Here is a 24,005-nt window from a genome sequence, read left to right as displayed (position 1 = left end):
AAATAAACCCAATCCAGCATTTCCTGTTCTAATAATATCGGGGTCAGTTCTCTGCATTTTTTTTCTTTAACGCAGGATTGCATTATAATCAACAACAATATACTGATAAGTAGGATTGATTTTTTCATAATATATTTATTTTTAGTGTATATGTTTTATTGTTCTTTCTTCCCTCAAAAGAGCTATAAGGATACTTGGTTTGGGAAATACTTTTGAATATTTTGAACTCATTCAAAAGGACATGGAAATAGGATAGCTCTTTTTTTCAAAACTCTGTGGTTCAAATATAAGGGTAAAATGGATTAAACTAATTTATTTGTCGATAAATTTTAAATTTGAGTGGTTGGTGACAACACCAACCACGGCTGAAAAATAAACTTTAAAGATTTCTATGACCTTAATAAAATCAGCTTCATGCAGCGTATCTCATTTAAATTAAATCTGGATTATGTCTATTTTAGAAAAAAACCGGATAAGCATAAAAAGGAGTAGGGGTTGTAGTGTGTTTTAAGTGGAGGGTGTTTTATGCTAATGTGCATTGCTCGCTTACTTAGATTTGCCTTTTCGTGACAATTCTCCGATAGTGTCCCATTGGTCTTCAGCAATATCATGAAGCATACTGAATTGTCCTGCACCCTTGAGCCATTGTCCTCCGTCTATGACCATCATTTCGCCTGTTATAAAAGAAGAGAAATCTGAAACCAAATAAGAGGCAAGGTTGGTCAACTCTTGATGTTCTCCAAACCTGTTGAGTGCATTATATTTTGCAGGATTATATTTGTGCATGAGTTCTCCCGGTAGCAGCCTTGACCATGCCCCTTCAGATGCAAATGCACCCGGAGCTATCGCATTAAGTCTGATTCCAAATTTGCCCCATTCTACCGCCAAAGATTGCGTCATGGCAAAGACCCCCGCTTTGCCGCACGCAGATGGAACAACATACGCAGAGCCGGTAAAAGCATAGGTTGTTAAAATGCTTAATATTGTGCCTTTGATGTTTTCTGTAATCCAATACTTGCCGGCAGCCAATGTGCAGTTATATGAGCCTTTGAGTACGATGTCCACTACGGTGTCAAACGCGCGGTGTGAAAGTCTTTCTGTCGGGCTGATAAAGTTTCCCGCAGCATTATTGACCAATACATTGAAATGTCCAAAGTGTTCGACTACTTTGCTTATCATGGCTTCTACTTCCGCATAATTGCGTATATCGCATTGGGTGTAAATAATATCTCCTCCGGTCTCTTTGCGCAATTCTATTGCGCTTTTTTGTAATACATCTGTTTTTCGGCTGGCAATACAAACTTTAGCACCAAGTCTTAAAAAAGACTTGGTCATTTCTTTGCCCAATCCGGTTCCGCCACCCGTAACTATGATAACTTTATCTTTAAGAGAATTTTCCTTTAGCATGAGAGCAAAAGTAAGTAATAAGTAGAAAAATCTTCAAGTAGAAAAGCCCGCAATAAGGGGTTAATGTTGTACGTATTGTCCTACAAAGTAATAAATCAAAAGCAGAATAAGCAGAATGGTAGGTACAAAAAATAGAATACTACAACAGCCACCCATGGTTTTTTCATGAGGGTGATAGAAATGTTCTTCGTTGTGTTTTGGATTTTTAAAACTATCTTTCTCCTCTACCATAAAAAAAAGGCAAGCAAAGAATCGCACCGCTACAACCGTCTGCCCTTGCTCAGTTCCCTGCCTGGGGGAGTGAGACAGGAGCTGGTCGTTCCCGCTTGCCGCTGCAAAAATAGGGTAAGAATTACGCTTTCCAATTCTCTTCACGATTTTATTTTTTAAGTTGATTTGGGAAGTGTCAACAGCCTATGTATTCTAAATGTTATTTGAACCGAAAATATGCTGATGCTTATGACATCAGCCATAGTCTTTGTTTAGTGCATTCTTGGCGCAGACAGCACCAGCCAAATCGTTTATTGGCACTATTCCTAATATCGCACGGATATTGGTGTGAACGACATTGTTAGAGAAGCAATAAAAATAAATTTATCGGTTATTGAAATTGAGCGTATAAGATTATATTTGCAACCCCAAAAACACGGTGATTGTAGCTCAGTTGGTTAGAGCACCTGATTGTGGTTCAGGGGGTCGTGGGTTCAAGTCCCATCATTCACCCTTAAAAAAAAGCCTCCCGAAAATTCGAGAGGCTTTTTTTATAGTGTTTCTTTCAACCATTTAAAGAATTCATTCTGCCATATCATTCCATTTTGGGGTGACAATATCCAATGGTTTTCTTCAGGAAAATATAGAAATCTACTTTTAATTCCACGCAACTGCGCTGCCTGAAATGCTTCTTGCCCTTGTCCTATCGGTACTCTAAAATCTATTCCACCTTGAATAATCAGAATAGGAGTGTTCCAGTTTTGAACAAAATTACTCGGATTGAATTCGTTGTATGTTTTTTGAGCTACCTTATTGTCATATTCCCAGTAAGCACCTCCGGCATCAAAGTTTGGGAACCAAACTTCTTCTGTGGTTCCATACATGCTTTTAGTGTCAAACACACCTGCATGTGAAATAAAGGATTTGAACCTGCCTTGGTGAATACCCGCCAAATAAAAGACCGAATAGCCGCCATAGCTTGCGCCAATTGCACCGCGTCTGTCTTTGTCCACATAAGGTTCTTTGGATACATCGTCAATAGCAGAAAGATAATCTTTCATTACCTGACCACCCCAATCTTTGCTGATGGCTTCGTTCCATTCGACTCCATGTCCGGGCATGCCTCTGCGATTGGGTGCAACCACTATATAACCTTGTGAAGCCATTAATTGAAAATTCCATCTGAACGAATAAAATTGACTCAGTGCAGACTGCGGTCCACCTTGACAGTAAAGTAGGGTGGGGTATTTTTTATTAGGATCAAAATCCGGAGGATAAATTACCCATACTGTCATGTCTTTGTTGTCAGTAGTTTTCACTATCCGTTTTTTGACTTCACATTTTTCTATTTGGCTATATGCTTGATCATTTACAGACGTGATTTTTTGAAATTGCTTGGTTTTTAAATCAAAACTATAAATCTCCGCAGCTGTATTCATGTCTGTACGTGTTACAAAGAGTTTATTGCCTATCTGTCCAATGATTCCGCTTACGTCAAACTGTCCATTTGACAATTGAACCACAACCGGCATCTTTTTAGTTTTGCCGGGGTAATCAACTGCAAAAAGTTGGACGGTTCCTCCGGTAGCGGCTGTAAAGAACAAGGTTTTGTCATCCTCTGCCCATACAAACTGTTCTACTGTTCCGTCCCATTGTGCAGTAAGGTTGAGTTTGATTCCGTTTTCTAAAACAAGTATATCGTTTTTATCTGCTTCGTATCCGTCTCGCTCCATACTCAACCAAGCCAAGGCACCTTTTTTGTTAAATGCAGGCTCTGTATCGTAGCCTTTCATGCCGTCTGTCAGATTGAGGGTGTTTTTTGTGGCAATATCATATTGATATATGTCGGTATTTGTGCTGATGGCATAAGCAGTGCCTTCACTTTTTTTACTCACATAAATTATTTTTTTGCTGTCGGGAGACCAGATGTAGTCATTATCTCCGCCAAAAGGTTGTTGAGGACAGTAGTATCTTTGACCTTCCAACAAATCTGTACCCTCTGTGTCAGGTTTGCCGGACTCTTTAAAAAATACATGGCTATATTTCCCGTCAAACCAAGAACTCCAATGCCTGTAATCAAGACTGTTATATACCTTGACATCAGAATTAGGGTAATTTGTGTACAAATCCTTGCCCAGCACCGGTTGCAGCATGACATCCATTGTGTATAGCTGATATTTGCCGTCCGGAGAAATGTTTTTATTATTTAAATAGGATAGAGGGTCGCTAATTTCGCTTGCATTGCCGCCTTCCACCGGAATGATGAAGTATTTTGAAGTGAAATTATTATTCTGTACAGAAGGAGTGCTTACTTTATAAACTAAATACTTTTTGTCTTTGCTGATACCCATTGCAGATACCCGCCCAAGTTTCCACAACAAGTCAGGGGTCATTACATCCCTGGTTGAGGCAGTAACGGGATTGGTCAGACTAATATCTTGTGCAAAAGCAGCAATGCTCATACAGGACATTCCAATGATTGCTAATAATTTCAGTTTGTTCATCTTGTTTATTAATTATTTTGGGCAAATATAATGGAAGCAGGATAATCTCTAAGTCTTGATAAATGATAATGTAGATTGGGTTTTTTGTAAAAATAAAGTTTGTTGATGTTGTAGATATATTACGTTAATGTCATTCAATTATCTGTCTTACTTATTGTAACTTTGCCCATTCATACTCCAATGAAAATATGATAAGAATTGACGGTGTTAAAGTTGCCAAGGAAGTAAAAGAAAAATTACGTGAAGAAACCAATCAGATTGTAAATTCCGGTAGGCGTGCCCCACATCTGACAGCGATTTTAGTAGGATTAGATGGTGCCAGCCAAACTTATGTGGCTTCCAAAGAAAAAGACTGTCAAGAAGTTGGTTTTGGTTCAGAAGTAATCCGCTTGCCGGAAACAACTTCAGAGGCTGAACTTTTGGCATTAATAGAGAAAATTAATCAATCCGAAACTACCGATGGACTTATTGTTCAATTACCTTTACCTAAGCATATATCAGAAAAGAAAGTAACAGACTCAATTTCGTCATTCAAGGATGTAGATGGTTTTACACCCTTTAATTTTGGCTTGGTTACAAGAGGAGAAGGAGGCTATATTCCTGCAACACCTTTTGGTATTTTGAAGTTATTAGAGTTTTATAAAATAGAAACTAAAGGCAAACACGTAGTAGTGCTCGGAAGAAGCAATATTGTGGGCAGACCGATGAGTATTCTGCTCTCTCAGGCAACACCCACCGGCAATGCAACAGTTACGCTTTGTCATAGCCGCACACAAAACCTTGAATTTTATACTAAGCATGCTGACATTGTGGTAGTTGCTATCGGAATAGCAGAATTTTTGAAAGGAGATATGCTCAAACCCGGTGCTACAGTTATTGATGTAGGCATTACACGTGTTGCCGACAGCAGCAAACCCAAAGGATATGTGCTCAAAGGCGATGCTGACTATGCTTCATTGGAAGGAGTTTGTCATGCAGCAACGCCCGTTCCCGGAGGAGTTGGACCTATGACCAGAATAGGTTTGATGATAAATACTTTAGATGCTTACAAAAAGAAATTCAACCTTGCCTAAAACACAGTTATTTCCTGTCATGGAGCGTTTTTACACCATTCAAGGTGAAGGGACGTATAGCGGATATGCTTCTTGGTTTATTCGCCTTGCCGGATGTGACGTGGGCTGTGTGTGGTGTGATGTTAAAGAAAGCTGGAATGCTGAAGGCTTTCCACGCTTAAGTGCCAAAGAACTTGCTGATGACGCTGCACAAAGTGGAACTAAAATTGTGGTTATTACCGGTGGAGAACCTTGTCTTTACGACCTTACTGAGCTGTGTAAGGAATTACACAATAAGGGATTAAGAGTACATTTGGAAACTTCTGCTTCTTCTGAAATAAAAGGCGATTTTGATTGGATTTGTATCTCACCCAAAAAATTCAAAAAACCATTGGATACTCAAATACATAAAGCCAATGAACTTAAAATCATTGTTTTTAATCTCTCTGATTTCAAATGGGCGGTTGAATATAAAAACAAAGTAAACAATCAATGCAGGCTACTGCTCCAACCCGAATGGAGCAAAGCAAACGAAATGCTGCCCAAGGTTATTGACTATATAAAGAAAAATCCTGAATGGCAAATTTCTTTGCAAACCCATAAGTATATGCAGATTCCTTAATCCGGGTCATTATTAATAATTAAATTCCATGTTTTTGTTCCAACTCATAGGTGTAGCATATATTTCAGTAATGATTTACTTCGCAATAGGAATGAGGAAAGCATTGAAAAATAATCAATTCAATAAAGTTACTCAACTCCCACTTGATTTTACTGTTGTGATCCCATTTAGGAATGAAGAATCCACCTTGCCAACGCTTGTGCATTCTCTCAAGATGCTTGATAAACCAAGCCATTCCAAAGTTATGTTTATTTTTATTGATGACCATTCAGAGGACAATTCAAAGTCAAAATTAGACCTTGAATTAAATGGATTTCCATTTGAATATGAAGTATTACAAAATGACGGAGAAGGGAAAAAAAGAGCACTGCAAACAGGGATTAATCATGTTCAAACTAAGTGGATTGTAACGACTGATGCTGATGTGGAATGTCCTAAAACTTGGCTAACTGCTATTGCTCAAAAAATTGGCTCAACACAATCGGAAATGTTGGTAATGCCAATTGAATTAAAGAGTCAAAACTCTTTTTTTGAAGATATTCAGAAGCTTGAAAGTTCAGCTTTGGTCTCAATGAGTATGGGTTCATTGGCAAATGGCGTTGTGTTTTCAGCAAATGGAGCTAACTTAGCTTTTACCAAAAATATTTTTATGCGAGTCGGTGCTTATACCCCTGAAATGCAGCTTGCCAGCGGTGATGATGAGTTTTTGCTGAAAAGAGTACATAACTTGAATCCGGATTTGGTAGAAGTGTTTATGACGCATGATGTTTTAATCAAAACCGATGCTTGTCAATCCTTAACTCAGCTTATCTCTCAACGAACTCGTTGGATTTCTAAAGTAAAGACAGCTAAATTCTCATGGAATCAGTTGCCTGTTATCATTCCTTCATTGTTTATGTTGTTTTTGATTGTTTCCATACCATTAGCTTTGTTTTTTCCATTTAATTGGATTAAATCCGGTCTGTTGCTTGATAAATGGATAGGTGATGTCATATTATTTAGCTCTTTTGCTTCATTCTTTAAATATTCTTTCAAGAAAAATATCAGATTGCTTGGACTTATAGCGGTCATGCCTTTTTACCAGGTTATCTATATGATTCCGGTTTTATATCAAAAATTTTTTGGTGAATTTACATGGAAAGGGAGGACTTATGAAGCTTGAACCGCTTGCAATCAAGATTTTATCATCACTGATTTTTGAGGAAACATTTGAACACATTTTGGAAGATGCCGGAAACATTGACCGCAATATCGTTTCAGATGTCCTGAGAATTTTGGTTGTAAAAGATTTGGTTAGGGTATATGAGAAAAGAGAGGATAAGTTTATTTCGGTTGCCTATATTGAACCGGACACTTATGCCGGTCAATATTTTAGAATAACTGCCAAAGGGATGAAATATTTGTAAAGTTATTTCTTTAGAATATCATATCCAATCAGACATTCCATACACCTTTTTTGAGTGCAATAACTTTCTTTAAGCTCAATTAAACCTTGTGTTTCAAAACAGTTGGCAGCCTTGATACCAATGCTTTTCCAAGAACGGATAATAGAATTATTTTCGGGTTTGATGTCCTCCAGCCAAGAAAGTGCTTTTTCACAATATTCCGCTGTACCGGACTCTTTGCCATATATAAAAACAAATGGGACACAAGTGTTGATGATAAGCAGGTCAATAGAGTCTTTTGACAAATCGTTGTTTTTAAATTTCCCCTCCACTCCCGGTTTGTAGTGATCTTTCCAATACTCAGAAATTTTTGTGCTAAACAATCCTATTAAATCTTTGGTGCTTTGGGCTTCTAAAACACGGGCAGGCAATTGATAATTGTGATTTAGCAATGAAGCAAGTTGCACCAATCGAATAAACGGAAAATTATGAGGGTGCATTTTTGAAAATTTCCAAAGTGTGGGCGAGAGTTCGTTGAGATTATATTTATGCTTTAGGAATTTGAATTCTTCTTTAAGAAAAACAGTGTATGAGTCCGCGTATTCGTCTGTGGACAATAGTCCTGAACACCCCATCAACAGTGCCTCACTTGTGATTGGTTTGTCCTTAAGCAAATCAAATACCTTAACAGGAATTCTGTCTGCAAGTTCTTCAAAAGCATGTTGATTGGTTTTGAAACCAAAATTCCTGAACAGAGTTTTGTAAAATGCTTTATGCCAATCATTATTACTTTCTGCCAGAATAGAAGCAATCCTTTCAGTTTTTCGTTCAATCCTTTCAACAACAGTCCTTTGCAACATTTGATATACCGTGAGAGAATTCACATCTTTGATTGTGTCTTCGCATGGAATTTCTTTGAGTGACTGAATCAAAGCAAGGTAATTATGGAGTTGCTTCTGTGAAACAATAGGTTTTAGTTCAAGACAAGGTAGGGTAGAGCCATCTTGCAATTGGATTTCGGTGTCGTGTTCCCAGACTATGTGCAGAATAACATTTTTGTATGCGTTATCGGTCGTATGTCCATGTTTATTCCAGTCAGAGCTTTTTACGTGAAATTCAATACTGCCCGCCCATAGCGTATCTTCAATTCTTATTTTAGCTTGAATAAAGTCAGGTCCGTTATTTTTGTTGTGAATCCCACGGTTCAAGATTTCGAGTTTTCTTCCATCAGTCAACCGGAATTCAGGTTTAAGAAATAGCCCGGTCTTCCAGCCTGCTTGTAAGAAATCCTCTTTTATCACGGCTTGTCTTTTTATTTAAATGTCAAACTTAATTCCTTGCGCTAAGGGCAAAGTGCTGCCATAGTTAATGGTTACAGTTTGTCTTCTCATATAGGCTTTCCAAGCATCAGAACCACTTTCTCTGCCTCCACCGGTTTCTTTTTCACCGCCAAAAGCACCTCCAATCTCTGCACCGGAAGTCCCTATGTTAACATTGGCAATGCCACAATCTGAACCTGCAGCAGTCAAAAATTTCTCAGATTCTCTTAGGTCTGTGGTAAATATTGCTGAGCTTAGTCCTTGTTTGACATCATTCTGCATGGCAATAGCCTCATCGAGAGTATTGTATTGCATCACATAGAGAATGGGAGCAAAGGTTTCTAATTGTACAGTTTTATAATGATTTTGAGCTTCAACAATAGCGGGGACTACATAACAACCTGATTCATAACCCTTGCCTGTCAATACATCACCTCCAAAAATGATTTTAGCTCCTTCTTTTTTGACTTCAATCAATGCACGTACAAACGATTCTACTGCTTGTTTGTCAATCAAAGGTCCTACCAGATTTGTCTCAAGTAACGGATTTCCAATCGTGATTTGTTTGTAAACAGCGGTTAGTTTCTTAATAAAATCTTTGTAGATGTTTTTCTGTACAATGATTCTGCGTGTGGTTGTGCAACGCTGTCCGGCAGTACCAACGGCTCCAAACACAACCGCACGAAGGGCTAAATCTAAATCTGCTTTGTCTGAAATAATAATGGCATTGTTGCCACCCAATTCAAGTATGGATTTTCCTAATCTCTCGGCTACAGTTTTAGAAACAGATTTACCCATTTTGGTTGACCCCGTAGCAGACAACAATGCCACTCTGCTGTCTGTGGCTAACTTTTTTCCTATTTCAGCACCGCCATTTATGAGGGTGATAACACCATCGGGAATTTTATTTGCAATTAATACTTCCTGTAAAATATTCATAACGCCAATTGCCGATAAAGCCGCTTTCTCACTTGGTTTCCACACGCAAGTATTGCCGCAAACCAGCGCAATAAAAGCATTCCAACTCCATACAGAAACAGGAAAATTAAAAGCAGAAATAATGCCTACCACACCCAAAGGATGCCATTGTTCTAACATTCTGTGATGAGGTCTCTCCGAATGCATGGACAAACCATAAAGTTGGCGGCTCAAACCCACAGAAAAATCACAGATGTCAATCATTTCTTGTACCTCGCCCAATCCTTCTTGAAGACTTTTTCCCATTTCGTATGAAACCAATATACCAAGCTCATGCTTGTATTCTCTCAGTTTGTTTCCCATTTGTCTGACAATTTCACCTCTTTGAGGTGCAGTATATGAACTCCATATTCTAAAAGCGTCTTGCGCTCTTTTCATGACAGCTTCATATTCAGTATCTCCGGCATATACAATCTCTCCGATAGTTTTACCATCAACGGGCGAAACAATTTCTCTGCGTTTAGTGCCCACAGCCGTAATCCAACTTACACCCGTACACACACTCTCATTGATTTTTTTGATTCTAAGTTTTTTTAAAATATTGCTGATATCAACCGTTGCTTTTGTCATTGCTTTTAATTTGAATTACAAAGGTAATATTTAAACAAAATGCTTTGTCATCTTAGGGCGCATAAACTTTTTTAAAGTTAGTTTTGTGCTTCATTGTATGAACACTAATCTTCAGCGAATAATACTCTTTATATGCATAGGGTATTTTATCGTGGTACTTTGCAATTTGGCATTTGTGCCTATTGCTTGGATAGATGAAATCATGGATTTGGATCCTGCTATGCGCTGGGTAGAAGGGCAGGGGTACAACAGCTTTTTGTGGCAATACAATGGTTCAGAGCATATATTTCTGGCAAATCTTCCTTTGCGTAATCTGCCTTTTGCAGCTATGGGGTATTTATTTGGGGCTGATATTTTTTGGATGCGTTTCCCGCACATTTTATTTTTTATGGGAACATGTATTTTGTTTTACAAACTGACAAAACATTATGCAAATGAAGGCTTGGCATGGATTATTCTCTTGTTTTTTATGTTTGACAAAGGAATTTATGAAAGTTTGAGATCGGTGCGCTGTGAAATGCAACAGTTGTTCTATCTGTCGGCAGCTTTATATTTTACTTTGGTTAGAAGAAACGGGATTATTGCCATTGTGTCTTGCAGTTTACTGGCATTGGTACACCCGGCTTCATGGATGCTTTCGATTGTGATTGCCGTAAAAAACTTGCTAACTGTAAAGCGTGTACGAAATAAGATATTAATAGGTGTACTTTATCTGGCACCTTTTGTTGTGTGGTTATGGTTGATTGATTTTAATTTTATGGGCATAGTTGACCAATTGATTGCCGCAGGAGAAGATCATACTGAAAATGGGAGTGGAATTACATTGCTACTTCACCATTTCTACAATAGGTTTAGTCTCTATCTTACGACACAACCTTGGGTTTGGTTAGGAATTCTGTTTGCTCATATTTTAGCAATCAAAAATTTGATACGCAACAAGGACTTTATTTCATTGCTTTTCCTTGCTCATTCGCTGTTTTGGATGTTTGTGCTGGCACCTAATTATCGTTATAACCCAACAATGCTTTTATTGTCATATTTAATCATGGCAAGGTTTTTTGCAAAGTATGAATGGAAAGCACAATGGCAAAAGGCTATCATCGTATTTGTATTATTTGTTCAGTCCATTCCTTTTGTGTCCATCAATTTGATGGGTATGATGCAATACAATGAGCGCAACCCGTATAAGTTTCAAGAATGGCTTTCACAACAAGTTAACATTAGCGGAAAAACGCTTTTGTGTGGCGAATCTGTTGGCTTATATTGGATTCATAATATTGACGCAGTTGAACGAAAAGTTGAGTTTTGCGCCCCCAATTATCCCCACAAATTTGATTTTAGTTCTTATAACAAGATTATTTTGCTTTCAGCAGAAAAACTGTCATTACATGCATTTGCAGAATACAAACCCAAAAAGACTTGTAATGCAATGGATAATTTATTTAAAAAATTCAATTCGCCAACATACAATGGAATGAAGCTGTATGAGGTATCCCCTGACGAATTGACGAATTATTGTTTGCAAATAAGACACGGAGATAAATGGTAAAAAAAGTCCCGCTTGGAAGCGGGACTTTTTGAGTTCTGTCGGGATGACTGGATTCGAACCAGCGACCCCTCGCACCCCATGCGAGTGCTCTACCGGGCTGAGCCACATCCCGAACTCGTTTTTGAGGGCTGCAAATATAATTATTAAACCAAATCTGTCAAGGACAATTCAAGGGCTTTGGAAAATATTCCTGTACGCCTCGGATTGAATTGGTGCAAACGCATAATACTTTGTCTGACAATCTCTGATACATCTTTGATAATAGCCATATCATTCGTTTGGGCTTCCTTTTTTAATAGAAATGCCGGTACTCTTGCGCTGCCACTTTTGGATATGATTGGATGTATGACGGAACATTTTGAATCAAGTTCAGAAGCAATCTCTTCCATATAACTATTCTCATCAAATGGTCTGTCTGTGCCGCACGAAATAACTTCAATCCCTGATTTGATTATTTGTGCCGCTTGTGATTTTGAAATTGCAAGCGTGGGAGAGGCTGCAATAAATATCTCTGCCGGAATATCAAAAAACCTTTGAGAGGATTTATCAAAGCTGATCTTAGCTGTACTTTCCAATCTGTTTTTGTTGTGGCGGGTGTACATTCGGCTAATATCCTCATGATTCATTCCTTTTTCATTTATTACAGAACCAGACTCATCCAATATTCCTACTACCAACGCACCATATTTACAAAGGAAGTAAGCTGCCGCAAATGCCACAGGATTCCAGCCTTGTATCAACACAAACTTGTTATTAATAAAACCACCATAAATCATGTAATAATGCCTTACGGATTCTGCAATTCCCCAACCGTCAATGATTTCATCAACTGTAAATTTTTCTAAGGGATTGGGAATAAAACGCTCATCAGTTAATTCGATATCGTGCCTTTGTTGCAAACGGCTGATACTTGCCAACTTTTCTTCTGTGTTATAGGGCTCAAATCCTTGTAAAGCGCGGATTGTGCTCTTAAATTTATTATCGGGAGTGTAGGAAAGATACCCCTCTACAATGCCTTCCCAGGGATGTAATAAGCCCATTTGATTGCAAAGCATTTCAATTTCATTGGCGGTAATATTTTCAACGGCTTCCACTCCACAATAGCTTTTGAGAATAGGTGTGAGGGTTTTAAAAAATCGTTCTATAATGGATTGATAACGTGTATCCTCTCGGTCAAAATTCAAACCAATGGCTGCGCCACCAACGGGTGGTCCGCTGATGGTTAATTTAATTTCTGATTTTTTAGCATATTGCTCAAGTTCTTCTTTAGTAATCCCTTTTCTAATAATAGTTTGAGCAAGAGCAGCACCATTTTTTACGGAATTAATTACCAGCCAGCCTTCTGCTTTGGATAGTCTGTCTTTCCATTCAAAAACTATTTCGGGTTTCTTTGCTGTAAATTTACTTAAACGCCTTTCAAGAACACTCATAAAACACCTGCCGTTCCCTTAAATTTAGTCTTAATTGTCATATAAGTATTTTTGGGTAATGGCTTGCGCAACACCATTTTAATGACAAGGAAAAATTCGTCTTTTTTGAGATAATTTTTCATGTTATTACCTGTTGGAGTGAGTGAGATAGACAAAAGCCCTGTTTGGGGTACTTCATGCAAATAGGCTCCCAAAGTTTCAGTCATACCATCGGCAGACAAATAAACATCAATCTGTTTAAGAACATCAAAGGTAGTACTGTCGTTGAGCACAATTTGCATATCCATTTTGTCAAGAAAAACATCTTGTAATAATTCTTTCGATGAATTTTTGGGCACTAAGTAGGCATCAATTCCTGTTGGAAAACGATAGGTCTCAAACGATAAGAGGGTGTCAATATCCATTATTTCAGGTGTGGGATAGGGAGTGTTAAAACTCATATCAACCGGAATAGTAATCAGTTTTTTGCCGTTCTTTTTGCAACCATTCGTTACAAAAACAAAGGGAACCAGCAACAGCATTAACAATAGTTTTCTCATATATGAGATAGTTTACTCAACAAAGGTAAACATTTTATTGATTATATTAATCCTGAAAAGTTTCCGTGCAAACCACCGCCTATACTGTCGGATGATGCACCGGTTCCTGCTTTCAGCGTATTAACCTGATTTTGCACTCTGAGAATACCCAGAAAAGCAAATACAAGAGCTTCTTTGAAGTTCACAATATCATTTTCAGGAATAATTATTTCAGCCTCAGAATGAGTGCGGATGTGTTCTACTAAAACATTGTTGAAAGCCCCTCCACCGGTTAACAAGACTTTTTTTCCGTTGCTATTATTTTCGGACAATAGGTTGATTGCATTTGCAATTTGGACAGCAATATGGTCCACCATTGTTCTCATCTTAGTTTCTGCATTCAGGTCTGCAAAGTCTCGTACAATCCCCCAAAACTCTTGATTTATCCAATCTCTGTTAAGGCTCTTGGGGTAGGGTTGTTTGTAGTATTCGACAGCATTTAGAGAACCTAATAATTCATAGTCCACTCTGCCATTTTCGGCAATTTGACCATTTTCGTCATAATCTTTGCCGAGGTCGCGTGCAATTCTGTTTAACGGAATATTGCATGGGCTGATATCAAAAGATACTCTGTTACCTGAAGAGTCGTTGCCGGAAATATTGGCAAATCCTCCCAAATTAATACAATAATCATATTCGCCAAAAAGCACTTTGTCGCCAATGGTAACAAGGGGTGCACCTTCTCCACCTTTGGCAACATCAGCCCGTCTGAAATCATTCACAACAGGCAGCCCTGCAATAGCAGAAAGGCTGGCTCCGTCACCCACTTGAGCTGTAATTTTTATTTCAGGGTTGTGAAATACCGTATGACCGTGAGAAGCTATAAAGTCCACGTCACTAAGATTATTTTTGGAAATAAAATCTTTAACTAAACCACCCAAATAATGTCCATAGAATACATCAGTTTTGACGTACGTAAGAGCATTTTGTCTGCGCAACTGTGAAAGTCTTATACGCCATTTTTCATTATAAGGGACTGTTTCAGTATGAGTGATTTTAAAAGACCATTGTCCATTACTTTCGGTAAAATGGCAATAGGCAATGTCCACTCCGTCCATAGAACTTCCACTCATTAATCCGATTACTTTATATGTTTTCATCTCTATCTATATTTTAATTCTAAATCTGTATTTCTATTGAGTCATCAACAATGCCAACGCCTCAGAGGTTTCTCCTTTGGCAAGCAAGGTTATGGCAACATCTTCTTTGTTGTTGATATTGTTATATTTCAAAGCAGCAGCTTTAACTTCTTCTTCATTCGGCAATTGGATAAGGTTTCCCATTTGACCTAAATGATTTCCTGTGAGTTTGCTACTGTTTCTTATGTGTATGGGCAATGCGTCTATACCCACTCCACAGTTAACTTCATGTCGTTTCAGTTCGAAAATAGCATCTCCATGTGCACGACAATACCAGTTTCCTCCCATACGAGCCAATAAATCAATTTTGCTTTGGTCTATCATTTGGTTTTCATCCAATACATCTTCTCGAATATGAATGAGTTTAACTTCGCAGATAATCAGGTTGCCCGCTGCACCACCTGTGCCCAATTCCTTTACTTCCAACACTTCACACTCCATTTGTACCGGACTTTCTTTTACCCTGTCGGGGCGGACAAGTTCGGATTTAAGGGGTGTAAAACCGGCTTTTACAAACTCATCGGTGCCTTTGGGATAGGGACATCCGGCAAGTGTAACCTGATGAAGCATTGCATAATCCACTACATTAATAACCACTTCGGGAACTTCCTTTACATTCTCATGCGTATGTTTAGTTGTTTGTGTACGACCGCTTCGAGCAGGTGAGAAAATAGCAATAGGAGGGTTGGCGCTAAAAACGTTAAAAAAACTAAATGGTGCTAAATTTCTATTCCCAGCTTTGTCTATTGTGCTTGCAAAACAGATTGGACGCGGACCCACTGCTCCAAGTAAATATCTGTGTACGACCGGAATTGATTGTTCTTTTGCGTTGATTGTTAGCATAGAGCGTTCAAAGATACTGATAGAATAATGATTTCTTAAAGAAATGGTTAAATGCGGAAAAGAAGTCGGTTATAAAAGTTATTTATTATAACTTTCTTGACTGCTCTTTTTCTTGGCATCTTTTCTTTGCTTTTTTCCCCAAGGCATTGGTACATACTTTTCAGGGTATTTGTTAATGTCAATTAACAGTTTATTTAGGTCAGCAAGGGTAGCATTTAGTTTTTCATATAACTCAGTATCATTCACAAATTTCCCAGCAGTTCCGGTGCCATTATCAAGTTTTTGAGTGATAGAACTAATATTGGCAAGTGTTGCATCAAGTTTGGCAATGATGTCAGATTTGGCTAACGAATTAGAAAACTCTCCAAGGTTGTCAAGGGTTTTGGAAAGTTCATTTCGTTTTGATGCAAGTTCAGTAGATAATAATTTAATGCTTTCGAGAGTTTTGGTAATATTGTCATTGTTGGCTTCAACCAAGTGAGCGCTTTTATTTGCCAAATTTTCAATAGAAGTCATTACATCCGTAGTTTTAGTAATAGCTCCTTGTACTTTACCGGTTTTAATTACTACTGAATCAAGATAATCCACTATTCTTTCAATCTTTTTTGCAATAGGTTCAAATGACTGTGTAATTTCGTCTAGAATAGATACTTCTGTATGTGAAAGAAGCGTATCACCTGATTTCATATAACTATCATAGTTGTCATTCAAAATCAGTTTGATTGCTTTGCCACCCATTAAGCCCTCCGAAATAATTTCGGCAGTAGAATGGATAGGTACATCAAGCGGTTCAACAATTTTAAGGACAGTAACAATCTTGTTTTTTTTGGTATCGCGAGAAAGAGAGTTAATATATCCCACTTTGTATCCATTTAATAAAACACTTTGACCTTTTCTAAGTCCCGGAGTTTGGTCATATACAGCAATGTAATATGTTTTGGGTTTAAACATATCGCCTTCATTTGCCATGTAATTATATCCGAGAATAAGGAAAGTGATTGCTATCGCGGTAAGAGCTCCGATTTTACTTTCGTTTGATACTTTCAATTTGTAGAATATTGAGTTTGAAAAAGGTCTGCAAAAGTAATAATTTAATATTTCTATTTGCTATTTTGGGAAGTTGTTTGGGTGTGATATTTCTTAAAGGCTTTGTAAATAGCAAGAGCTATTTTGTCTTGACCGTTGTCAGAAGTCATATTAGCGCGGTCTTTTGGATTGGTAAGAAACCCAATTTCAATCAAGACACTCGGCATAGAGGTCTTCCACAGCACAAGGAAGCCGGCTTGTTTTACACCTCTGCTTTTCATCGTTGTATGTTTGTGAAATTCTAATTCAACATCCTCTGCTATTTCAAGGCTTTTAGATATGTAAGCGTTCTGGTACAAAGAAAAGATAATATGTCCCACGGGTGAATTAGGGTCAAAACCACCATAGCTTTCATTGTGCTGATAGTCTGCTTCCAATAAGATAGAGGCATTTTCGCGTTTAGCCACCGCAAGCCAACCTTCATTCTTGTGTGTTCCCATCACAAAGGTTTCAGTGCCATCGGCATCTTTGTTATCATTGGCATTGCTGTGAATGGAAATAAATAAATCACCATTGGCTTTGTTTGCAATTTTTGATCGTTCCGACAATTCAATAAACACGTCTTTGTTGCGAGTAAAAACAACATTGATTTCGCTCAAACTGTCATTTATATATTTTCCTAATTTTTTGGCAACGGCAAGTACAACATCTTTTTCGTTAAAGCCGCCACTTTGCCCTCCGGGATCCTTTCCTCCATGACCGGGGTCGATTATAACTGTAAATTTTTTGTCCTGCTTGTTAGTGTCAACTTCCAAAAATGCCGCATGAACAATAGCACTCAACAACAGAATCCAAACTAGTGTATTTTTCATTTTTTACTTACTAATAAATGGTGGTTAATGCCTGTTTTTTTGTCTTAGCTTTGCCACCCTAATTTTGAAACGCAATTTTAGTGCCTCAGTTTTGAACCACCTAAAATTTAAGCCATTTTATATACCTAAGTCATTGTGGATAACAGCATTGATAATGTTGTTGGGGATTTCTTCTTTTGCGCAAAATATCAGTGCTCCAAGTTTTATATCAAAGGATTCTATTGTGCCGGGTGCACTCACTGATACGTCTATCATAATAGACAGCACAAAGAACAGCAAAGTAATGAGGATTTCAAAAGATGCGCTTGAGGTTGCAGTTATCTATCAGGCAAAAGACTCCGTAATTTTAGACCTCAGACACAAAAGAGTTTATTTGTATGGCTCTGCAAAAGTAGATTACGGTGAAATGGCACTAGCAGCAGCTTATATTGAAATTAATTTTGAAAACAAAGAGCTACGCGCAAAAGGGAAGGTTGACAGTGCCGGGCATTATGTGGATTTGCCGGTTTTCAAAGACGATGAAAGAGAAGTAGGAGCAGATACCATGCATTATAATTTTGCAACTAAACGCGGTAGAATGCAAGGGGTAAAAATGCAAGAAGGAGAAGGCTATATTTTGTGTAATAGGGTTTTTAGAGATAGTACAGGTGTGATTTTTACGGATATTGGAAAATATACAACTTGTGAATTAGACCACCCTCATTTCTATCTGAATGCCCGCAAGCTGAAAATTATTCCTAATAACAAGATTGTATTTGGACCGGCTAATCTTGTAGTAGAAGATGTTCCGTTGCCGGCTTATTTACCCTTTGGATTGTTTCCTACCAAAAAAGGACAAACCTCGGGAATCATTATACCACAATACGGATTAAGCGCGTCTCGTGGCTATAACTTAACTAACGGAGGCTATTATTTTCATTTGAGCGACTATGTAGATCAAGCATTGACGGGTGATTTTTATTTCAGAGGTAGTTGGGGAGTTCATTCAAATACACGTTATGCCAAACGATACAAATACAACGGTTCTTTGAACCTGGGCTATGCTTATAATATCTTTGGTGAAAGGGGATTGCAAGACTTCCGTATTTCTCCGGACTACAAAATTCGCTGGGTGCATAGTCAGGATGCCAAAGCCAAGCCGGGCACGGGCTTTAGTGCAGATGTTGATATTGTCAGCAATCAATACAACCTCAACAACTCTTTTGATGCTAATCAGATTGTGGCAAGTCAATATCGTTCTTCCGTATCTTATTCTAAAATGATGTCGGGTGGTAAATACAACCTGAGAATAGGAATGAACCACAGTCAAAACACGCAAACCCGTGAATTTAATATGGATTTGCCTAATATCAATTTTGATGTTGCCAGGTTTACACCATTTAAAAGAAAAAACGCTGTTGGAAAGCCTCGTTGGTATGAAACTATAGGGTTGAGTTATAATACAAATTTTGCCAATAGACTTAACACCTATGACTCTTTATTAACCAGTCCGGATGTAATACAGGATTTCCGAAATGGAATCAGTCATTCAATTCCTATCAGTACGTCTATTAAGTTTTTCAAAAACTATTTCACATTCAACCCTTCTTTTAATTACAATGAATATTGGTATTTTAAAACGATTCGGAAGGAATTTAACTCGCTGGAGAACAAGGTTGATATACAAGATGTAAATGGATTTGCACGTGCGTCAAGCTTTTCGGCAAATGCCGGAATTAATACCCGAATATTTGGAACATTTAAATTCAGAAAGAACCCCAAAATTGAAGCCATTCGCCATGTAATAACACCCACTTTGAATTTCAGTTACAGCCCAGACTTTTCGGGAAATTTCTTTAATTATTACAGAGATGTCCAACTTGATTCTTTGGGCAAAATGGGACGTTATTCTATTTTTGAACAGGGCATTAAAGGTGGACCGGGGATGGGTAAGCAAGGTATGATAGGTTTGTCAATCATCAATAATCTTGAAATGAAAAAGGTGGTCAAAACCGATACTTCTTCTGACTTTAAATATGTGAAAATCATTGAATCTTTTGATATTAACGGCAACTATAATTTTTTGGCAGACAGCTTCAACTTTAGTAATTTGCGTTTTAATGCGCGTACTACTCTGTTTAAAAAATTATCCATTCAATTAAATGCGGATTTGGACTTATATGCACGCGAAAACAATCGCAAGATAAATAAACTTCAAATTGCCAAGAATGGGAACCCGGGTCATTGGAACAGCGCTAATTTTATCACTTCATTTGCGCTCAATCCTGAAGCATTCAAAAATGGCAGACCTGTTTATACACCGCCACCCGGTACTATCCTTACCGATCAAGAATGGCGCAATATTGCCATGTATCCATACAACTATATTGATTTTAATGTACCTTGGAATATCAATATAAACTACTCACTGCGCTATTCCGAAAATTATGGCTATAAAAAAAGTGTATCAAACATTTTTAATTTCTCAGGCGACCTTAGTCTGACAGAAAATTGGAAGATTTCTGTTACTTCAGGGTATGATGTTACTAAAAAAGAAATTTCATATACATCTGTTGATTTTGTGAGAGACCTTCACTGTTGGCAGTTTACTTTCAATTGGATTCCTTTGGGTGAAAGAAAAAGTTTCTTCTTTACGCTACGCGCTAAGTCAAGTCTGTTACAGGATTTGAAACTTAATAAACGTGGTTTCTGGTTTGACAGATAGTGTGTTATGAAAATTGTTAGTGCATAAAAAAGCCCCTCACAAATGAATGTAAGAGGCTAATTTAAATTATGAAAAAACTACTTTACTTTACTTCTTCGTAATCAACATCTTGGACATTATTAGCTCCATCGTTGTTGTTTTCATTGCCGGGTTGAGTATTCTCCGTATGTGCAGTGTTGGCATTGTTTTGCTGTGCATTGTACATGTCCTGAGATGCAGCCTCCCAAGCTTTATTCAAGGCTTCGGAAGCGGGGTCAAGAGCCGCAAGATTTTTCTCTGAATGAGCTTTCTTCAACTCTGTCAAGGCGGATTCTATGGCACTTTTCTTCTCCGCAGGAATTTTGTCGCCATATTCTTTTAAGTTCTTTTCAGAAGAAAAAATCAAAGTATCGGCTGTGTTGAGTTTGTCAATCTCTTCTTTTGCTCTCTTGTCGGCTTCAGCATTAGCTTCAGCTTCTTTTTTCATCTTTTCAATTTCCTCTTTGCTCAATCCGGAAGAACCTTCAATGCGAATATGTTGTTCTTTGCCTGTACCTTTGTCTTTGGCACTTACTTTAAGAATACCGTTGGCATCAATATCAAAAGTAACTTCAATTTGAGGTACGCCTCTGGGCGAAGGGGGGATTCCATCAAGTGCAAATCTTCCTATACTCTTGTTATCTCTAGCCATTGAACGTTCACCTTGCAAAACGTGTATTTCTACCTGAGGCTGATTGTCGGCAGCGGTTGAAAATACTTCACTTTTCTTGGTTGGAATGGTGGTGTTTGCATCAATTAATTTGGTAAATACACCTCCCATAGTTTCTATTCCAAGAGACAGTGGGGTAACGTCAAGAAGTAATACGTCTTTTACATCACCTGTGAGTACACCGCCTTGAATAGCTGCACCGACTGCAACAACTTCGTCAGGGTTTACGCCTTTGGAAGGAGTTTTGCCAAAGAATTTTTCTACTGCTTGCTGTATTGCGGGAATACGTGTTGAGCCTCCTACGAGGATAACTTCATCAATGTCAGAAGTAGAATAACCTGCATTTTTTAAAGCTGATTTGCAAGGTTCTATTGTTCTTTGAATCAAGTCATCCACCAATTGCTCAAATTTTGCTCTGGTCAAGTTTGTAACAAGGTGTTTTGCCACTCCGTCAACTGCTGTAATATAAGGCAGGTTAATTTCAGAAGATGCGGAAGATGAAAGTTCAATTTTCGCCTTCTCTGCTGCTTCTTTCAAACGTTGCATGGCAGTAGGGTCTTTGGAAATCTCAATGCCGGGGTTTTCTTTTTTGAATTCTTCCACTAACCAATCAATGATTCTGTGGTCAAAGTCATCACCGCCAAGGTGTGTGTCACCGTCCGTAGATTTTACTTCAAACACACCATCGCCTAATTCAAGAACAGATACGTCATGTGTACCACCACCACAGTCAAAAACGGCAATTTTCATGTCTTTATGACGCTTGTCAAGTCCATAAGCTAATGCTGCTGCGGTAGGTTCGTTGATGATTCTACGTACTTTTAAACCTGCAATTTCTCCGGCTTCTTTGGTTGCTTGCCTTTGTGCATCATTGAAATATGCAGGTACTGTGATAACAGCTTCTGACACGGTTGTGCCCAAATAATCTTCTGCTGTTTTTTTCATTTTTTGCAAAATGATGGCAGATATTTCTTGTGGAGTGTATTTGCGGTCTCCTATCTCAATGCGGGGGGTGTTATTGTCGCCTTTTACCACTTTATAGGGGACACGGGATGCTTCTTTGGTAACTTGGTCAAAAGTGTTACCCATAAATCTTTTAATGGAAAAAATGGTGTTTTGTGGGTTTGTGATAGCCTGACGTTTGGCAGGGTCACCCACTTTTCTCTCTCCGTCTTTCAAAAATCCAATCACAGAAGGTGTGGTTCTTTTACCTTCTGAATTGGGGATTACAACGGGCTCGTTTCCTTCCATAACAGAAACACAAGAGTTTGTAGTTCCTAAGTCAATTCCAATTATTTTGCTCATTTGCTATTTGATTTTTCATCTGTTTCTCAACCATTATGCCATCAAGTCAGAATAGACTTTTTGGCTGTCAGAAATGATGCTTACTTGTCAGAATGGCACATTTGGCAGAAAATTATGTCTTAACTAAGTACATTAGTGTGTCAGAACCGCATATAAAAACCGAATCAGGTTGGTAATAGGATTTCTGGTAAAGACTTTTTTGGTAATCGTGTCTTCTATTGATTGGGTAAGGGCAGGAGAGTGTAATAAAATATTGTGGTGATTTCTGAGCGGATGTGATTCAAGCAGAAACTTTTGGTCAGAAGCTTTGGTATGTGTAGAGTTGTCTCCAAAGCCAATGTTGACAACCAAATTGTCTGATGGAGAGACCGATTTAAGTCCTTGTACCCAATTCAAATATTGGTTTTGGAAATCCCAAGTGTCAATTTTGTTTTTATGTGTAAGCAGCAGGTTTCTGTACCAGAGTAGTTTGTTGTTGAGATTGCCCGGTACTAAATCGAAACGAAATTTGTAATCTTTCAAAGGAGTGGTGGTGTAATTGTCCCATACTCTTTTCCAAGTTGCCCAGCCCCAAATATGAGAATAACTGATTAGAATATGATTTTGTTGAATTTGCTTGTCAAACTCAACCAATGTGAAACCTGACACATGTCCTACCGTCACATCCTTTTCATAGAGTTTTAGCATATTGGAGCAAAATACAAAGAAATCATCATTGGGCAGGCAATCATCTTCTAAAATTATACCTTGTTCCGTGTGCTCAAAAAACCAAGTAATGGCAGAAGACACAGCGAGTTTGCATCCTAAATTCTGAGTGCGATAAAGGGTGTGCAGTTCACATTCCCAGTCTATATTGAATATAGCTTTGACTTGTTCAACCGTTTTGGCTTCTTGTGTATTTCTGGGACCGTCAACAGCGACAAAGAGTTGAGCCGGTTTGGCTTTTTTGATTTGGTCAAAAACCCGTGTCGTCTGTGCAGGACGGTTAAATGCAATGAGTAGGACAGGAGCAATGTAGTCAGCCATAGCGGGCGTTTTAGGGGCGGCAAGATACAACTGATTTTTTACGATAGTGTTTATAGTATAAGAAATTTACTTTAACTTTGTAAAAGCAAATTATGATGTTTAAGAATTTAAAAAAGAAGTTGTTACGAATCTTGCCGATTCACTACTATAAGATTAAAAGATGGTATTCTCAAGAGGGAGAGGATGCCATAATTCAAACATATTTTGAAGATATAGGAATGAAAAGAAAAGGATTTTATGTAGATATTGGTGCACATCATCCCATCAGGTTTTCAAATACTCATTTGTTGTATAAAAGCGGTTGGAAAGGGTTAAACTTTGAACCTAATGTATCAAGCGGTAGGGCGTTTAAACTCTTCCGAAGAAGAGATAAAACAGTCCACATAGGAATTGGAAATGAAGAGTGTGAAAAAGACTTTTATGTGTTTGATGAACCAGCGATTAATAGTTTTGACAAAGCTGTTTCAGAAGACCGGGATAAAGAAAGTCCTTACAAACTTATAAAAGTTATAAAAATACCCATAATGAGATTGGAAACGGCACTTGACAAATATTTGCCCAAGAATCAGAAAATTGATTTAATGTCCATAGATGTTGAGGGATTGGATTTAGAGGTAATGAAAAGCAATAATTGGGAGAAGTATAAACCCAATATGTTGTTGGTGGAAGATTTGGATTTTGACTTTGAAAATCTGCAATCATCAGAGGTTTGGAATTTCCTTAAAAAGCAGGATTACAAGATTTATGCAAAAACCCACAGGACATTAGTGTTTGTGAGTAATAAAATCGAAAAATAAA

Annotated in this window: 21 protein-coding genes and 2 tRNA genes; 8 read left to right on the top strand and 15 right to left on the bottom strand. The window is 38.0% G+C overall.

All coding sequences use genetic code 11. The annotated features are described in order from the left end of the window. Positions 1–546: 546 nt before the first annotated feature. Positions 547–1,407, bottom strand: a complete 861-nt coding sequence (locus M9892_11160) for an SDR family oxidoreductase (protein ID MCO5254908.1) — start codon at positions 1,405–1,407, stop codon at positions 547–549. A gap of 60 nt (positions 1,408–1,467) precedes the next feature. Further along, the gene (locus tag M9892_11155) at positions 1,468–1,782 is read right to left on the bottom strand and encodes a hypothetical protein (GenBank protein ID MCO5254907.1); all 315 of its coding nucleotides are present in this window, start codon (positions 1,780–1,782) and stop codon (positions 1,468–1,470) included. Positions 1,783–2,055: 273 nt separating this feature from the next. Between M9892_11155 and M9892_11150 the strand changes: the two genes are divergently transcribed. After that, a tRNA-His gene (locus tag M9892_11150) sits at positions 2,056–2,131 on the top strand. A gap of 37 nt (positions 2,132–2,168) precedes the next feature. On the opposite strand, the gene M9892_11145 is transcribed toward M9892_11150, so the two are convergent. Next, a complete protein-coding gene (locus M9892_11145; protein MCO5254906.1) occupies positions 2,169–4,112 on the bottom strand; it encodes a S9 family peptidase in 1,944 nt (647 codons plus the stop codon). A 197-nt stretch (positions 4,113–4,309) separates the two neighbouring features. Between M9892_11145 and M9892_11140 the strand changes: the two genes are divergently transcribed. Genes M9892_11140 through M9892_11125 form a run of 4 tightly spaced genes read left to right on the top strand, consistent with a single transcriptional unit; the run spans position 4,310 to position 7,201 of the window. Continuing rightward, positions 4,310–5,194, top strand: coding sequence for a bifunctional 5,10-methylenetetrahydrofolate dehydrogenase/5,10-methenyltetrahydrofolate cyclohydrolase (locus M9892_11140; GenBank protein MCO5254905.1), 885 nt, complete (start codon positions 4,310–4,312; stop codon positions 5,192–5,194). Next, positions 5,163–5,795, top strand: a complete 633-nt coding sequence (locus M9892_11135; GenBank protein MCO5254904.1) for a 7-carboxy-7-deazaguanine synthase QueE — start codon at positions 5,163–5,165, stop codon at positions 5,793–5,795. The genes M9892_11140 and M9892_11135 overlap by 32 nt, the downstream gene beginning before the upstream one ends. Positions 5,796–5,823: 28 nt before the next feature. Next, positions 5,824–6,957, top strand: coding sequence for a glycosyltransferase (locus M9892_11130; GenBank protein MCO5254903.1), 1,134 nt, complete (start codon positions 5,824–5,826; stop codon positions 6,955–6,957). Then, positions 6,947–7,201, top strand: a complete 255-nt coding sequence (locus M9892_11125) for a hypothetical protein (GenBank protein ID MCO5254902.1) — start codon at positions 6,947–6,949, stop codon at positions 7,199–7,201. The genes M9892_11130 and M9892_11125 overlap by 11 nt, the downstream gene beginning before the upstream one ends. A 2-nt stretch (positions 7,202–7,203) precedes the next feature. On the opposite strand, the gene M9892_11120 is transcribed toward M9892_11125, so the two are convergent. Together M9892_11120 and M9892_11115 are read right to left on the bottom strand one after the other, a co-directional pair. Beyond that, on the bottom strand, positions 7,204–8,481 hold the full coding sequence (locus M9892_11120) for a DUF2851 family protein (GenBank protein ID MCO5254901.1): 1,278 nt from the start codon (positions 8,479–8,481) through the stop codon (positions 7,204–7,206). Between the two features lie 15 nt (positions 8,482–8,496). After that, positions 8,497–10,047 carry an aldehyde dehydrogenase family protein gene (locus M9892_11115; protein MCO5254900.1) on the bottom strand — a complete coding sequence of 517 codons (1,551 nt, stop codon included), beginning with the start codon at positions 10,045–10,047 and terminating at the stop codon, positions 8,497–8,499. A gap of 166 nt (positions 10,048–10,213) precedes the next feature. Here M9892_11115 and M9892_11110 point away from each other — a divergent pair, with 166 nt between their 5' ends. Continuing rightward, a complete protein-coding gene (locus M9892_11110) occupies positions 10,214–11,596 on the top strand; it encodes a hypothetical protein (GenBank protein MCO5254899.1) in 1,383 nt (460 codons plus the stop codon). 38 nt (positions 11,597–11,634) lie between these two features. On the opposite strand, the gene M9892_11105 is transcribed toward M9892_11110, so the two are convergent. The 8 genes from M9892_11105 to M9892_11070 form a co-directional block, all read right to left on the bottom strand. Next, positions 11,635–11,708 (bottom strand) — tRNA-Pro (locus tag M9892_11105). Between the two features lie 31 nt (positions 11,709–11,739). Next, positions 11,740–13,026 carry an amino acid dehydrogenase gene (locus M9892_11100; GenBank protein MCO5254898.1) on the bottom strand — a complete coding sequence of 429 codons (1,287 nt, stop codon included), beginning with the start codon at positions 13,024–13,026 and terminating at the stop codon, positions 11,740–11,742. Beyond that, on the bottom strand, positions 13,023–13,565 hold the full coding sequence (locus M9892_11095) for a hypothetical protein (protein MCO5254897.1): 543 nt from the start codon (positions 13,563–13,565) through the stop codon (positions 13,023–13,025). The genes M9892_11100 and M9892_11095 overlap by 4 nt, the downstream gene beginning before the upstream one ends. A gap of 41 nt (positions 13,566–13,606) precedes the next feature. Beyond that, entirely contained in the window at positions 13,607–14,704 is a 1,098-nt protein-coding gene (locus M9892_11090) for an anhydro-N-acetylmuramic acid kinase (protein ID MCO5254896.1), read from the bottom strand. A gap of 33 nt (positions 14,705–14,737) precedes the next feature. After that, on the bottom strand, positions 14,738–15,586 hold the full coding sequence (locus M9892_11085) for a flavin reductase family protein (GenBank protein ID MCO5254895.1): 849 nt from the start codon (positions 15,584–15,586) through the stop codon (positions 14,738–14,740). 78 nt (positions 15,587–15,664) lie between these two features. Next, the gene (locus tag M9892_11080) at positions 15,665–16,633 is read right to left on the bottom strand and encodes an MlaD family protein (GenBank protein ID MCO5254894.1); all 969 of its coding nucleotides are present in this window, start codon (positions 16,631–16,633) and stop codon (positions 15,665–15,667) included. Between the two features lie 53 nt (positions 16,634–16,686). Next, positions 16,687–17,484, bottom strand: coding sequence for an N-acetylmuramoyl-L-alanine amidase (locus M9892_11075; GenBank protein MCO5254893.1), 798 nt, complete (start codon positions 17,482–17,484; stop codon positions 16,687–16,689). A 117-nt stretch (positions 17,485–17,601) separates the two neighbouring features. After that, a complete protein-coding gene (locus M9892_11070) occupies positions 17,602–17,739 on the bottom strand; it encodes a hypothetical protein (protein ID MCO5254892.1) in 138 nt (45 codons plus the stop codon). Positions 17,740–17,767: 28 nt separating this feature from the next. On the opposite strand from M9892_11070, the gene M9892_11065 reads away from it, so the two are divergent. Next, positions 17,768–20,188 carry a hypothetical protein gene (locus M9892_11065; GenBank protein ID MCO5254891.1) on the top strand — a complete coding sequence of 807 codons (2,421 nt, stop codon included), beginning with the start codon at positions 17,768–17,770 and terminating at the stop codon, positions 20,186–20,188. A gap of 82 nt (positions 20,189–20,270) precedes the next feature. On the opposite strand, the gene dnaK is transcribed toward M9892_11065, so the two are convergent. Continuing rightward, complete coding sequence (gene dnaK, locus M9892_11060; protein MCO5254890.1) at positions 20,271–22,181, bottom strand: molecular chaperone DnaK; 1,911 nt, start codon at positions 22,179–22,181, stop codon at positions 20,271–20,273. A 132-nt stretch (positions 22,182–22,313) separates the two neighbouring features. Then, on the bottom strand, positions 22,314–23,207 hold the full coding sequence (locus M9892_11055; GenBank protein ID MCO5254889.1) for a hypothetical protein: 894 nt from the start codon (positions 23,205–23,207) through the stop codon (positions 22,314–22,316). Positions 23,208–23,299: 92 nt separating this feature from the next. Between M9892_11055 and M9892_11050 the strand changes: the two genes are divergently transcribed. Next, complete coding sequence (locus tag M9892_11050) at positions 23,300–24,004, top strand: FkbM family methyltransferase (protein MCO5254888.1); 705 nt, start codon at positions 23,300–23,302, stop codon at positions 24,002–24,004. The last annotated feature ends 1 nt before the right edge of the window (position 24,005 follow it).

The organism is Bacteroidota bacterium, from assembly GCA_023957335.1.
In the GTDB taxonomy this organism is placed as follows: Bacteria; Bacteroidota; Bacteroidia; order NS11-12g; family UBA955; genus JALOAG01.
Note: the sequence above shows the minus strand (reverse complement) of the source record. Positions and strands in the feature narration are given on the sequence as shown.